Raw genomic sequence first — 15,620 nt, forward strand, 5'->3', positions numbered from 1 at the left:
AGTGTGAAACAGGAACGTTATGAAGTCACAGGTATGACGTGTTCTGCATGCTCTTCCCGTGTGGAAAAGTGTGTGTCAAAGATTGACGGAGTGGAAAATGTATCCGTAAATCTGCTGACCAACAGTATGCAGGTGTCCTATGACGAGAATAAGGTCAATGAAGATATCATTGTATCAGAAGTAGAGAAGGCAGGTTATGGTGCTGCACTGGCAAATGCCGGAAATGAGAAACGTACCGGCAAAGGGAAAAGGATAAATAAGGCAGAGCAGGAAATTCATGAGATGAAAATCCGTCTGATCTGGTCTGTTATTTTTCTGATTCCGATGATGTATATTTCCATGCACCATATGTTTTATGAATGGTTTGGAATTCCGGTACCGGGATTTATCAAGGCTGCATTTCACGGAGATGAGAATGCACTGGCATTTTCCTTTTCCCAGTTTTTATTGCTGCTTCCGATTATGTATCTGAACCGGAAATATTTTATTGTAGGATTTAAGAATCTTTTTGTACACAGAAGCCCGAATATGGATTCGCTGATTGCACTTGGGGCATCGGCTTCCGTTATCTATGGTGTATTTGCCATTTTCCGGATTGGTTATGGCCTGGGACATCAAGATATGGCACTGGTAAGCCGGTACAGCATGGATATTTATTTTGAGTCTGCAGGAATGATTCTGACTTTGATTACTGTTGGAAAATATTTAGAGAGCCGTTCCAAAGGAAAGACCAGTGAAGCTATTGAGAAGCTGATGGACTTGGCTCCGAAGCAGGCAAAGGTCTTAAGAGATGGCAAAGAAGTTACGGTTCCGGCAGAGGAACTGGTAAAAGGTGATTTGGTGCTGGTTCGTCCCGGTGAAACCGTTCCGGTGGACGGAGTGATTGAAGAGGGACAGTCAAGCCTCGATGAATCTGCCATTACAGGGGAGAGCATTCCGGTATATAAGGAAGTGGGAGATACTGCAATTTCCGCAACGATTAACCAGAATGGTTTCTTGAAAATCCGTGCATCCAAAGTCGGAGAAGATACCACCATCAGCCAGATTATTCATCTGGTGGAAGAAGCTGGCTCCAGTAAAGCACCGATTGCCAAGATGGCAGATAAGATTGCAGGAGTCTTTGTGCCGGTGGTTATTACAATTGCCGTGATTGCTGCAATCATCTGGCTCATCAGTGGGGCAGCCTTTGAATTTGCACTTTCTATTGGAATCGCGGTGCTGGTTGTTTCCTGTCCGTGTGCCCTTGGACTTGCGACACCGGTAGCTATTATGGTAGGAACCGGAAAAGGTGCAGAAAACGGAATCCTGATTAAGTCCGGCGAAGCACTGGAAACGGCGCACAGTATCGATACCGTAGTTATGGATAAGACCGGAACCATAACAGAAGGTAAGCCAAGAGTTACAGATGTGAGTGTTGGAACCACAGAATTAAACGAAAAAGAATTTGTGGCAATTGCAGCAGGCGTTGAGCAGGGAAGCGGGCATCCGCTGGCACAGGCAATTCTGCAGTATGCGAAAGAGCAGGAGATTATGCCCCTTGCCATGAAAAATTTTAAGACAATTCTGGGCAGAGGAATTGAGGCTGAAGACGAAAATGCATCTTATTATGCGGGAAACGAAGCCTTTATGAAAGAAAAGGGAGTGTCATTGGATGACCTTGGAGATACTCTGGACAAGCTGGCAGAAGAAGGAAAGACTCCATTAATCTTTGCGAAAAATAACAGCCTTCTGGGTATCATTGCAGCAGCAGATGTGGAAAAGAAAACCAGCCGCTATGCCATTGAAGCATTCCGTAAGATGCACATTGAGGTAGTAATGCTGACCGGAGACCATAAACGTACCGCCGAAGCCATTCGTAAGAAGCTTGGAATTCCAAAAGTAATTGCAGAAGTATTGCCGGAGGATAAGGAACGGCATATTGCCAAACTGCAGCAGCAGGGACATAAGGTTGCCATGATTGGAGACGGAATCAATGATGCACCGGCACTGGCAAGAGCCGATGTAGGAATTGCCATTGGAGCAGGAACAGATGTGGCAATCGAAAGTGCAGATGCGGTACTGATGCGGAATGATCTGATGGATGCCGTAACAGCCATCCGGTTAAGTAAAGCGGTTATCCGCAATATCAAGGAGAACCTGTTCTGGGCATTCTTCTATAACAGCATTGGAATTCCACTGGCAGCAGGCGCTTTATACCCGGCATTTCATATTAAATTAAATCCGATGTTCGGTGCAGCAGCAATGAGCTTAAGCAGCGTCTGTGTAGTATGCAATGCTCTCCGGTTAAAGCTTTTTAAACCGCAGCGATTAGAGCAGACAGCAGGAAATGTGGCAGAACAGATAGTGGAAAAAGCAGCAGGAAGTCAGATAGAACAGTCAGCAGAAAAAGTGACAGATAATAATGAAAATGATAAGGAGGATAATAAAATGAAAGAAACACTTAAAATTGAAGGAATGATGTGTGAACACTGTAAGAAACATGTGGAAGAAGCATTAAATGCCATGGAAGGAGTAAAGGCAGCTGTCAACCTTGAGACAAAGAGTGCTGAAGTAACCATGGACAAAGAGATTCCGGATGCAGCATTTGCAGAAGTGATTGAAAAAGCAGGATATCAGCTTACCGGTGTTGAAAAATAACAAAATAACGTTATAAAAATCAAAAAAAATTAGGAAAAATGCAAGAAAAAAATTCCCTTATGCTATAAAATTATGTTATAATAAGTGTAATTGAAACAACATGGGCGAAGGCAGAGGGAAGAAGTTAGGAGGACGGTTCCCGCAAAAGGAACCGTCCTCTTTTACTTTACAGGAAATTGCTTTCCTGTAAAGTAAAAAACGCTCCGCGAGGATGCGCACTGCGGCGTATAAGGTAGATGTCGCAAGCGACCGCCGCAGGCGCGAGAATGTGCCAAGGCACATTCTTTATTCCACGAGTAGCGGAAAAACCACAGCACATGATGGACAGACAGGAGGAACAGTTTTTATGTGGTCATATGACAGTGTATTTTATCAGATTTCAACATTGGGATTTTGCGGGGCACCAACAGAAAATGATGGTGTTCTGGCTCATCGGATAAAGAAAGTGGAAGACTGGATTCCGCATATGGTAAAGCTTGGAGTGGATGCAATATATTTCTGTCCGGTTTTTGAATCAGACCGTCACGGTTATGATACCAGGGATTATACAAAGTTAGATGTAAGACTTGGAACCAATGAGGACTTTAAAGAAGTATGTGGAAAATTACATGACAACAATATCAAAGTAGTGTTGGACGGAGTGTTTAACCATGTGGGAAGAGGCTTCTTTGCATTTCAGGATTTACTGAAAAACAGAGAGAATTCTCCATATAAGGACTGGTTCACAAATGTGAATTTTGGCTGGAATAATAATTATAACGACGGACTTTCCTATGAAGGCTGGGAAGGACATAATGAGCTGGTAAAACTGAATTTGCGGAATGAAGAAGTAATCCGGCATATCTTTTCAGCAGTAGAAGGATGGATAAAAGAATTTGATATTGACGGACTGCGTCTGGATGTTGCATACAGTCTGGATATGGATTTTGTAAGAAGATTACGTCAGTTCGTAGATTCGAAAAAGGATGATTTTTATCTCCTGGGCGAGATGATTCATGGTGATTATAATCGTCTTTTGGATGAACAGAATATGTTGCACAGTGTAACAAATTATCAGGCATATAAGGGAATGTGGTCCAGCTTTAATGACCGCAACCTCTTTGAAATCAATTATACCCTGGAGCAGCATTTCTGCGGAATGTATCAGGGCAGGCATCTTTTGAATTTCCTGGATAATCATGATGTGAACCGTCTGGCAAGCACTTTAAGGGAAAAAGAACATCTTCCACTGGTATATGCAATGCTGTTTGCAATTCCTGGCATCCCATGTGTCTACTATGGAAGTGAATGGGCTGCAGAAGGAAAGAAAGAAAATGGTGGGGATGAAGCACTCCGTCCGTCTTTTGAAGCACCGGAATGGAATGAACTTACCGATTATATTTCCAGACTGGCGAAGGTTCATAAATCGGAAAAAACACTTTGCTATGGCAGCTACCGCAAGGTATTCTTAACAAACCGGCAGATTGTATTTGAGAGAAGCTTTGATGGTGAGCGGATTCTTGTAGCAATCAATCTGGAAGAGAATCCCTTCCATGCATCCTTTGATGCAGGAGCAGCAGAAGCAGTTGACCTGCTGACCGGAGAAAAAGCGGTATTTCAGGGTGGTCTCGATATGCCGGCATTTTCCGCAGCTTATTTAAAGATAACCGGATAAAAAGACAATGCATAAGAATAAGAGATAAGAGCTATAAGGAGGAAGAGCAGTAATGGCAGAGAAACGTAAATCTTCAGAAAAAAATAATATAGGAAAGAAACTGGCAATTGGATTAATTGCAGTAATTTCACTTCCGATTCTTCTGGTTGGACTTGCCGGAATTATCATAATGCATCTGGTACAGAATACAGCATTAAATGCAGGTGTGGGAACGATTATTTTAATTGTGGTTTTAGCGGTATTTGTGGCAGGTTCCCTGTGGCTTGCAGTAGCAATTGCCGGAAAACTGAAAGCTGTAATTGGCAGTATGGATAAGATTGCGGATGGAAGCCTTCAGTTAGAAGAACCAAAACATAATGAAAAAAATGATGAAATCAGCAAATTATTAGGCTCTGCCAATGATATGGTAAGAAGCTTTGCACAGATTGTGACCGGAATCCGTAGAGCCAGCAGGGAATTAAGCGAACTGTCTACGACATTCAGCCAGTCCTTTGACACTATGAATGAAGCGTTGGATCAGGTGAGCGGTGAAGTTGCTTCCATTACAGATAATACCGTTTCACAGGCAGAGAAAACACAGCATGTACAGCAGAAAGTAGCAGAAATCGGCAATGCTATTGAAGTAATTGCCAGCAATATTACACTTCTTTCAGACAGTGCATTAAAAATGAAAGACTGCAATGAATCAGCAGAGGTGATTATGCAGCAGCTGGTGGAAATCAGCAGACAGAACAGGCAGTCTATTGATGAAGTGCAGAGCCAGACAGACAGAACCAATCAGTCTGCCTTACAGATTCGTACTGCAACAGAGATTATTGCAGGAATTGCAAGCCAGACAAATCTGCTTGCTTTAAATGCAAGTATTGAAGCTGCACGGGCAGGAGAACAGGGAAAAGGATTTGCCGTAGTTGCAGAAGAAATCCGTACCTTGGCAGACCAGTCCAGAGAGTCTTCAGAGCAGATTAATAAAATTGTTAATGAACTGATTGATAATTCTAATGTCAGTGTAGAGATTACCGGAAAAGTATCAGAAGCATTTGAACAGCAGAATACAAAGATTCGTGAGACAGAGACAATCTTTACTGCCTTGAATCATGAAATTGAAAGTGTCAGCACTTCTATTCAGGGAATCAATTCAGAAGTCGGTGGTTTGAATGAACATAAGAGTGCCATTGAAGAGAAAATGGATTCGCTTGCTGCAGTAGCAGAGACAAATACAACAAGTGCCAGAGATACATCTGAGGCAATGAACGAGTTTGAAGCTTTGGTAGAAGAATGTAAGAATGCAACTGCCAGAATTACTTCTGTAGTAGCAGAACTGGATGAAAATATCCGTAAGTTTAACGTTTCTTCCATGAAAGAAGAAGTAGAGAAAAACATGATGTAATAAACGGTATACAATTGCAAAGAGAAGGGTATTCCACAGGCCGAAGGAGTGCATATGGAATACCCTTTTGTGTATCTTTAAGGAGATTAAAATGAAAACAGAGATTTATACGATACCAATACAGGATGCATTTGCAGAGGAAAGCGAATGTCCGGTCTGCAGAATGTATCAGAAATTAGAAGAAAATGCTATCAATTATACCATTGGACCGGGTGCAAGTTACATGGAGGGAGATATCCGGGAGCAGAGCGATGAACAGGGCTTCTGTCAGAAACATTTGGAAATGTTATATGAATATCCGAATAAATTAGGACTTGCCATGATGTTAAAGACCCATATGGATAAGACAGCTAAGGAGTTAAAAAAAGCAATGAAAGCACCACTGCCTCAGGCAGCCGTACTTTTCAAGAAAAAGAGCCAGCCAGTCCATCCGGTGATTACTTTTGTGGAAGAAAAAGAGAAAAAGTGCTTTGTGTGTGATTACATTAATCACAGCTTTACAAATTATATCAATACCATTTACTATTTATATGAAAAAGAAGAAGACTTCCGCAAACAGTTTGCAGCATCCAAAGGCTTTTGTGTAAATCATTATAAAGTTCTGTTTTCCGGTGCTCCGGAATATATGGGTAAGAAATACCTGAATGAATTTCTGATGACTTTAAATGAGACTTTTATTAACGGATATGAGAGGGTGCGGGATGATTTAGAATGGTTCATCTGTAAGAATGATTACCGTTATAAGGAGCAGCCTTGGAAAAATGCAAGGGATGCACTGCAGAGAGGACTGGTAAAGGCAGGAAGTATCATGGAGGCAGAAGAAAAGAAGGAATAGGTAGAAGTAATAAAAGAAAAGGGGATAGAAGAAGACGTAAGAGCAACAGGTAAATAAAAACAGGAAAGAGAGGTATTTATGACAAGCTATATTTTACTGGTAGCAGCAGTGATTTTATTGTGCCTGTCATTGAATAAAATGTCCAACAAACTGGGAATTCCAATGCTGTTGGCATATATTCTTCTTGGCATGATGTTTGGAACAGATGGAATTTTAAAGATTCCTTTTGATAATTTTACGATTGCCGAACAGATTTGTACGGTGTCCTTAATCTTTATCATGTTTTACGGTGGATTTGGAACCAACTGGAAACAGGCAAAGCCGGTGGCTGGTAAAGCAGTATTATTATCAACAGTGGGTGTTATACTGACCGCAGTAACAACCGGAGCATTCTGTCATTTTATATTGAAAATGGATTTCTGGGAAAGTATGCTGATTGGCTCTGTAATCAGTTCTACGGATGCGGCATCGGTCTTTTCAATCCTTCGTTCCAGACGGCTGAATCTTAAGAACAATACTGCATCCATGTTGGAGGTGGAAAGTGGTAGTAATGACCCATGTTCTTATATGCTGACCGTAATTATATTAACAATAATGAGCGGAGAATTAAGTGGTTTTTCGCTGGTTGTCATGATATTCTCACAGATTACTTTTGGCATATTAGTGGGGGTAGTTGTGGCACTGGCAGCAGCATTCATTTTAAAAAAAGTGAATTTTGCAACGGATGGATTTGATACGATATTTGTATTCAGTATGGCGCTGGTATCCTACGCCGGAGCATCCATGATAAATGGAAATGGTTATCTGGCAGCATACATTGCCGGAATTATCCTTGGCAACACTCCACTTCATCACAAAAAATCACTGGTGCATTTCTTTGATGGAATCACCGGATTGATGCAGATGCTGATTTTCTTCCTGCTTGGTCTGCTGGCATATCCATCCCAGTTGCCGAAGATACTGCCGATTGCACTGGCAATTGCGGTATTTTTAACATTTGTGGCAAGGCCGGTTTCTGTATTTGCTATCTTGATGCCATTCCGCTGCCCGGTAAAGCAGCAGCTTCTGGTGTCCTGGGCGGGGCTTCGTGGAGCGGCATCCATAGTATTTGCAATTATGGCAACAGTAAGCCCGGCATATACGAAAAATGATTTGTTCCACATAGTTATTTTCATTGTCCTGTTCTCTATCAGTATTCAGGGTACACTGCTTGGACTGGTGGCAAAGAAGCTTGACATGATAGACGAAAATGGCAACGTCATGAAGACCTTCAGTGACTACTCCGATGAAATGCCGGTGGAGTTTGTTAAAATCAGCATCAAAGCAGGACATCCATGGGAGAACCGCAAGATAAAAGACCTTACTTCCCTGCCGGATTTATTACTGGTACTGATTCTAAGAGGCGAGGAGCGTATCATTCCAAATGGCAACACGGTAGTGCTTGCCGGAGACAAGATAGTCTTAAGTGCTTTATCTCCGGAAGAAAATCTTGGCATCTGTCTGACAGAAATCCCAATCGAAAAAGACAGCAAGTGGATTGGAAAGCCATTATCCAGAATAAAACTGGGAGAAGAGAAGCTGGTTCTTGTTCTAAAGCGGAATGAGAAGGTTGTGATACCGAACGGAAATACTGTGATTCGTGAAAATGATGTGCTGGTAATCAGCCAGTTATAAAAAATTTAAAATATATGCAACAGAATGGAATTCAGCGACACTATATATATGAGACCGGTCAAAGGAAAGGACTTAGGAAGGTATAGGGTGAGCATATGGAACAGGAACTGCAGCTGGTGCGCAGGGCACAAAGTGGGGATACCGGTGCATTTGCACAATTATATGAAGGAGTTTATCAGGATTTGTATCGCTTTGCGTTATATGTGCTGAAGCATCCGCAGGATGCACAGGATGTGGTCAGCGATACCGTGACAGATGCATTTGCACAAATCGGGGAGCTTCGAAAGACAGAAGCGTTCCGGGCGTGGATATTCCGTATTTTAAGTAATAAGTGCAAACGTAAATTAAAAGAGTATGCAACCCGTCCGGAAGAGCTGACACCGGAGCTTTTAGAGCATATGGGAAAATCCGGAATGGATGAGCATGCAGCAGTCCGGAGCCTGTTCTTTGAGCTGCCTTCCGAGGAACGAATGATTATCGCCATGCATTTATTCTGTGGGTATAGCAGTAAGGAAATCGGAAAACTGTTAGACCTTAACGAAAATACCGTCCGCTCAAAAGAGAGCCGGGGAATAAAGAAAATGGTGGAGAAATATTGGAAGTGAGAAACGAAAGATATGCAAAAAGTCTGGAAAACAACAGAAAATTCAGATGAGATGGAGGTGCCGGTATGAATGAACAGGAGATTTTAACCCAGTTAAGAAAAGCGGCGGAAGAGATAGAGATACCAGAGACTCTGAAACCGGAACAGATAGAAAAACAATTACAGGAACAGAAAGCAAAACAGCAGCAGGAAAATCAGCACTTGGAACCGAAAAAATCGAAGAAAATAATTCCATGGCGCAGACTTGGAAGTATGGTGGCAGTGCTGGCACTGGTAGTATGCAGCGGAATTTATATAACAGTGACCCGTTTCGATAAGAATTCCGGTACAGGGCAGACGGATTCCGTAGCAATGACAGATACGCAGCAGACTGTGGGAGAAGCAGGTGAAACAGGGTATGTGGATGTGGCAGCTCTTGGAACAATGTATCATCCTGCATCGGATTATAAGGAGGTATATCAGACTCTTCTTAAGGGGTATCAGCAGAACTGGATAGAAGAGGAAACAAGTGCAGAGACAAGCTATGCTGCATCGGGAGCAATGAATTCCGGCAGTGACAAATATTACTACAGTGATGGAACTGAGTACGGAAGTGCCGTTGCCGATTTGTCGGAGGGCAGCAAGGAAGGCGGAAAAGATTATTCTACGACAAATCTGCAGATGGAAGGTGTAGACGAGAGTGATATTGCTAAAATTGATGGCAGTTACATTTATACGGTAGAGGATAAATACATTGTTATAACGGATATCCAGGATGGAAAATTAGAAGAAGTAACACGATTTCTCCCGAAAGACTGTGGCGCAGCAGACCGGGTGATGGAAATTTATGTGGATGGAGACCAGCTGATTCTGGTTGTGCAGGGCTATGAGACATCCTTGGGCGAAAGCAGCAAAGCTGGCTCTGATAAGGAAAACTCAGATAAAGAAAGCTCAGATGAAGAAATTGCTGTATCAGATGCTTCTGAAGACAGTGCATTCTGCTATAAAATGAATGGAAAAAGCACCACACAGATTCAGGTATACAGTATCGTAGACCGCAGGAATCCGGAATTTGAAGGAAGATTAATCCAGGATGGTTATTATAATACTTCCCGGAAAATCGGAGATGTAGTCTATCTTTTTACACAGTATCATATGACATCCGATGTGGTGGGATATGTAGAAAAGGAATATACCTCAGTGATTCCGAAGGTAAATGGAGAAAAGGTTGCCGCCGGTGAAATTTATCTGCCGGAGTCATCAGGAGAAAGTGGTATACTGGTTTCTTCGCTGGATGTAAATAAGCCGGATAAAGTGCTGGACAGTAAGCTTGTAATCTCTGGATATGCCCAGACTTATATCAGCAAAGATGCCCTGTATTTATATGAGGAAGATTATGATGGAGCAATGATTACCAATATTGCAAAATTTGCACTGGATGAGGGCAGAATCAGTGGTGTGGCGGCAACGGCAGTAAGGGGTTATGTCAGAGATACCTTTGCAATCAATGCCAGTGATGGATATCTCAGGGTATTGACCACCGATTATAGTACAGAGGATGAGGTGAATGCACTTTATATTCTGGATGAGAACATGAAATTAACCGGACAGTTGACGGGCATTGCACCGGGAGAAGAAATCTATGCCGCCCGCTTTATGGGAAACACTGGTTACTTTGTAACCTACCGGAATACCGACCCGCTGTTTACCGTGGATTTATCAGACCCGGCAAAACCGGAAATTATCGGCGAACTCAAGGTGACCGGCTTCTCCGAATATCTGCATTTCTGGGATGATACACATTTGTTGGGCATCGGTTATGAATCTGATGAGAAGACCGGAAATATAGAAAACATTAAGCTTTCCATGTTTAATATAGAAAATCCGGGAGAAGTAACCGAAGAAGCAAAGCTTGTATTAAAGGATGTAGATTATAGCGAAGCATTATATGATTATAAGAGTGTCATCATTTCAAAGGATAAGAATTTAATCGGTCTGGTTTGTGAGGATTATAGCAGCAGCAGAACAAAGCAGACCTACCAGATATATTCCTATGAAAATGGAACCTTTAAGAAACAGGCAGAAATTCCGGGCATTAACGGAGTCAATTACGAGAATGTCCGTGGAATGTATAGTGGCAATGTATTTTACCTCTGGATTAATGATAACATTACATCCTATGACATGACCGATGGATTTAAAAAGATAAAGGAGCGGGAGTGATTCTTGCAAAACTTTCCCGATAGCTTTATAATAACAGTATATGTGCCGGGTGGTGGTATGAAAATATCATCACCCGGCAACTTATGCAGAATCGGTAACTGCGAAATGGAGAAATGATAAATAGGGATGTCTGTTTTCTTAATACTTGTCAGGATGCAGTCTTCTGTTCGCCTGTAGACGAATACATTTGCGCAGGCTGCTAGGGGCTCTTAGAATTTTGGTAATACCAGGCAACGCTGGTACAGGGACGTACCAGCGAGGTGCAGAGGAACATGGATGTGACTTTGCACCGTTTGCCATATATAAAAGAATTGTCCTAAAATTATTAGAGCCCCTTGCAGCCGGAGTGGTATTCGCTATAGGTGAACAAAAGGCGCATCCCGTCAAAGCAGTGGTAAGATATCCTTATTATCATTCTCCATTTCGCAGCAGCCATAACAACAAGTGCAAGGGAGAATAAACATGCAATATAGAGAAAATCCGGGAAACAAAGACCAGCTGTCCATCTTAGGCTATGGCTGCCTGCGTTATTCTAAGAAAGGAACCGCAATCGACCAGGAAAAGGCAGAGCGGGAGATGGCAGCGGCAGTGGAAGCCGGGGTCAATTATTTTGATACCGCATATACTTACGGTGGAAGTGAAGCATGCCTGGGAAAGTTCCTGGCAAAAGGCTATCGTGATAAGGTAAAAATTGCCACCAAGCTGCCACATTATTATATTAAGGCAGAAGGTGATATGGAGCGGTATTTTAAGGAACAGTTAGAACGCCTTCAGACAGACCATGTGGAATATTATCTGATGCATATGCTGAATGATATTGCAGCATGGGAGCGGCTGACCGCACTTGGAATACAGGACTGGATTGCAGAGAAAAAGAAAAGCGGTCAGATTGGAAATATCGGATTTTCTTTCCATGGCGGAGCCACCCAGTTTAAGAAAATCATAGATTCTTACGACTGGGATTTCTGCCAGATACAGTATAATTATATGGATGAACATACCCAGGCGGGAACTGAAGGCTTAAAATATGCTGCAGCGAAGGGACTTCCGGTGATTATCATGGAGCCGCTGCGGGGCGGCAGGCTGGTGAATGCACTGCCAAAGGCTGCCAAAGCCATATTTGCATCTGCAGAACCACATCGTTCCCCGGCAGAATGGGGACTCCGCTGGATATGGAACCATCCGGAGGTGACAGTAGTGCTTTCCGGAATGAATGATATTGCACAGGTAGAGGAAAATGTAAGGATTGCATCGGATGCCACAGCTGATGCATTGACAGAGAAAGACTTGGAAATCTTTGAAAAGGTAAAGAAATCCATTAACCAGCATATGAAGGTACCTTGTACCGGCTGCGGCTACTGTATGCCATGCCCGCATGGAGTAGATATTCCGACCTGTTTTGCAGCATATAATACACGCTATACCGACAGCTTTTATTCTGGTATGAAGGCATATATTATGTGTACCACTTTAAAGACAAATCCCACCAACGCTTCAAAATGCCGTCAGTGCGGAAAATGTGAGAAACACTGCCCGCAGTCCATTGCCATCCGGCAGGAATTAAAACAGGTGGCAAAGAAGATGGAGAATCCGGTTTATAAGGTAGCAAGGGCGATTTCGAAGCGCATTGGAAAGTATTAGAAAAAAATATTATGAAATTTTGTAAAAAATAAAGGAAATTTGAAGGTGGACACAGAATTATAATAGCAGAGGTCGAATGACGTCCTCATAATGGTAAAGATGATGGCAGTGCATTTACATCATGAAATGGTGATGTGACAGGAAGGGAGAAGATAAGGATATGACAATTCGGGAACGGATGGAGCGCATGGAGCATGAGATGTTAAGCCCTTATGCAGCATTAAGCGAGAATTCCAAAGGACGGGATTATCCGGAGGCACCTTGTGATATACGTCCCGTATACCAGAGAGACAGAGACCGTATTCTCCACTGTAAGGCATTCCGCCGTCTGAAGAATAAGACGCAGGTGTTCTTAACACCGAAGGGTGACCATTATCGTACCCGTATGTCGCATACCTTAGAGGTATCACAGAATGCCAGAACCATTGCAAAGGCACTGCGGCTGAATGAAGATCTGGTGGAAGCCATTGCATTAGGGCATGATTTGGGACATACGCCATTTGGTCATGCCGGAGAGCGGGTGTTAAATGAACTTTGCTCCGGTGGTTTTAAACATAATAAACAGAGCGTACGTATCGTAGAGAAATTGGAAAAAGGCGGACAGGGACTGAACCTGACCTGGGAAGTGCGGGATGGCATTTTAAATCATCAGACCAGTACGATGCCACATACACTGGAAGGCAAAATCGTCCGTTTCTCCGATAAAATCGCCTATATTCATCATGATATCGATGATGCGGTGCGTGGAAAGATAATGGTGGAAGAAGATATTCCAATTGAGATACGGAAGGTATTGGGAAAGAATTCGGCAGACCGGCTGGATACACTGATTCATGATATTATAACCAACAGCATGGATAAGCCGGATATCATTATGTCCGATGAAATTTTCCAGGCAATGCAGGATTTACGGAAGTTCATGTTTGTAAGCGTATATACCAATTCCATTGCCAAAGGAGAAGAGACAAAGGCAGAAGGATTACTCAGCAAACTGTTTACATATTATATGGAACATCCGATGACAATGCCGGCGCAGTATACCGATATGATTGCGGAAGGCGAAGAGGAAGAACGGGTAGTATGTGATTATATCGCAGGAATGACCGACCAGTATGCAATTGCCAAATTCTCAGAATATTTTGTACCGAAGGCTTGGCAGGTGAATTAAGGAATGGCATATTATTCAGATGAATTAATAGAAGAAGTACGTTCCAGAAATGATATTGTAGATGTGATTTCCGGATATGTACGGTTGACAAAAAAAGGCAGCACGTATTTTGGACTGTGCCCCTTCCATAATGAAAAGACCGGTTCTTTTTCCGTATCACCGAATAAGCAGATGTATTACTGCTTTGGATGCGGAGCAGGCGGAAATGTATTTACCTTTCTGATGCAGTATGAGAACTTTTCATTCCCGGAAGCGATGGAGGCATTGGCAGAGCGTGCCGGAATCGAACTGCCGAAGCAGGAAATGAGTGCCCAGGCAAAGAAAGAAGCAGACAAACGCCAGATTCTGTTAGAGATTAACAAGGCAGCCGGCAAATATTATTATATGCTGTTGCGGAGCGAACACGGAAAACAGGCGTATGAATATTTTAAAAAGAGAGAATTATCGGATGCCACCATGCAGAAGTTTGGGCTTGGCTATTCGGATAAATACAGTGATGATTTGTACCGTTATTTAAGAAAACTTGGATATGATGATGCAATCTTAAAGGAATCCGGTCTTGTGTCCATTGACGAAGTCCGGGGCGGACATGATAAATTCTGGAATCGTGCCATGTTTCCGATTATGGATGTGCATAATAAAGTAATCGGATTTGGTGGACGAGTCATGGGGGATGGCGAACCGAAGTATCTGAATTCGCCGGAGACCAAAGTCTTTGATAAGAGCCGGAATCTGTATGCATTGAACTTTGCAAGACAGACCAAGAAACCGCAGATGCTCTTATGTGAAGGCTATATGGATGTAATTGCGCTGCATCAGGCAGGCTTTGACAATGCAGTGGCATCCTTAGGAACCGCGTTTACCAGTGGACATGCCAGTCTGCTGAAACGATATACGAAGGAGGTTTATCTTACCTTCGACAGCGACGGTGCCGGAATTAAGGCGGCACTTCGTGCAATCCCGATTTTAAAAGAAGTAGGGCTGACAGCCAAAGTCATCAACATGAAGCCGTACAAAGACCCGGATGAATTCATCAAGGCACTTGGAGCGGAAGAATACCAGAAGCGGATTGATGCGGCAGAAAACAGCTTTATGTTTGAAATCAGGATTTTAGAGCAGAAATATGATATGAAGGACCCGGAAGGAAAGACCGCATTCCAGACAGAAGTGGCAAAGAAACTGCTTGATTTTACCACGGAACTGGAGCGGAACAATTATATGGAAGCCGTGGCGGATAAATATCATATGAGCTTTGAAGCACTCCGGAATCTGGTAAACCAGCTGGGCACCCAGGGAGGACTTGTAAAAGAGCGGACACCGCTTAAGAGTGGGCTGAATGAGAAGAAGCATAAGAAAGAGGACGGCATGAAGCAGTCCCAGAAATTGCTTTTGACCTGGCTCATAGAATATGATAATCTGTACGATAAAATCAAAGATATCATTACACCGGAAGATTTTACGGAAGACATTTTCCGTAAGGTGGCAGAGCTTCTCTACGAGCAGAAGAAGTCGGGTACTGTCAATCCGGCACAGATTATCAGTTTATTTGCAGAAGAAGAGGAACAGCGGGAAGTTGCAGAGCTCTTCCATGCGAGAATCCATGAAGTGGATTCTGCTGCAGAGCGGGATAAGGCGTTAAAAGAGACGATTCTGCGGGTGAAGGATAACAGCATCTCCTATCGTTCGGCGCACTTAGAACCTACGGATATGCAGGGCTTGCAACAGCTTGTGGCAGATAAGAGAACCTTGCAGAATATGGAGAAAATGCATATTTCTATAGATTGAGGACAAAATACTATTTAGTCCCGTTTATATGAC

The 15,620-nt window shown here is 42.9% G+C and carries 10 protein-coding genes; all 10 read left to right on the forward strand.

The window, feature by feature from the left end; translation table 11 throughout:
- Window positions 1-3 precede the first annotated feature (3 nt).
- Window positions 4-2,637 carry a heavy metal translocating P-type ATPase gene (locus OCV43_RS04325; RefSeq protein WP_262623500.1) on the forward strand — a complete coding sequence of 878 codons (2,634 nt, stop codon included), beginning with the start codon at window positions 4-6 and terminating at the stop codon, window positions 2,635-2,637.
- A 346-nt stretch (window positions 2,638-2,983) separates the two neighbouring features.
- Window positions 2,984-4,291, forward strand: a complete 1,308-nt coding sequence (locus OCV43_RS04330) for an alpha-amylase family glycosyl hydrolase (protein ID WP_262623501.1) — start codon at window positions 2,984-2,986, stop codon at window positions 4,289-4,291.
- Window positions 4,292-4,343: 52 nt separating this feature from the next.
- The gene (locus OCV43_RS04335) at window positions 4,344-5,678 is read left to right on the forward strand and encodes a methyl-accepting chemotaxis protein (RefSeq protein WP_262623502.1); all 1,335 of its coding nucleotides are present in this window, start codon (window positions 4,344-4,346) and stop codon (window positions 5,676-5,678) included.
- Window positions 5,679-5,769: 91 nt separating this feature from the next.
- Entirely contained in the window at window positions 5,770-6,513 is a 744-nt protein-coding gene (locus OCV43_RS04340; protein WP_262623503.1) for a DUF6062 family protein, read from the forward strand.
- Between the two features lie 78 nt (window positions 6,514-6,591).
- A complete protein-coding gene (locus OCV43_RS04345) occupies window positions 6,592-8,187 on the forward strand; it encodes a potassium/proton antiporter (RefSeq protein ID WP_262623504.1) in 1,596 nt (531 codons plus the stop codon).
- Between the two features lie 95 nt (window positions 8,188-8,282).
- Window positions 8,283-8,792, forward strand: a complete 510-nt coding sequence (locus OCV43_RS04350; RefSeq protein WP_262623505.1) for an RNA polymerase sigma factor — start codon at window positions 8,283-8,285, stop codon at window positions 8,790-8,792.
- 65 nt (window positions 8,793-8,857) lie between these two features.
- Window positions 8,858-10,993 carry a beta-propeller domain-containing protein gene (locus OCV43_RS04355; protein WP_262623506.1) on the forward strand — a complete coding sequence of 712 codons (2,136 nt, stop codon included), beginning with the start codon at window positions 8,858-8,860 and terminating at the stop codon, window positions 10,991-10,993.
- A 462-nt stretch (window positions 10,994-11,455) separates the two neighbouring features.
- Window positions 11,456-12,634, forward strand: a complete 1,179-nt coding sequence (locus tag OCV43_RS04360; RefSeq protein ID WP_227701151.1) for an aldo/keto reductase — start codon at window positions 11,456-11,458, stop codon at window positions 12,632-12,634.
- A gap of 160 nt (window positions 12,635-12,794) precedes the next feature.
- Complete coding sequence (locus OCV43_RS04365) at window positions 12,795-13,802, forward strand: deoxyguanosinetriphosphate triphosphohydrolase (protein ID WP_022244023.1); 1,008 nt, start codon at window positions 12,795-12,797, stop codon at window positions 13,800-13,802.
- Between the two features lie 3 nt (window positions 13,803-13,805).
- Window positions 13,806-15,587, forward strand: coding sequence for a DNA primase (gene dnaG / locus OCV43_RS04370; RefSeq protein ID WP_262623507.1), 1,782 nt, complete (start codon window positions 13,806-13,808; stop codon window positions 15,585-15,587).
- Window positions 15,588-15,620 lie beyond the last annotated feature (33 nt).

Origin of the sequence: Roseburia amylophila, from assembly GCF_025567465.1 — a bacterium.
Lineage (GTDB): Bacteria > Bacillota > Clostridia > Lachnospirales > Lachnospiraceae > Roseburia_C > Roseburia_C amylophila.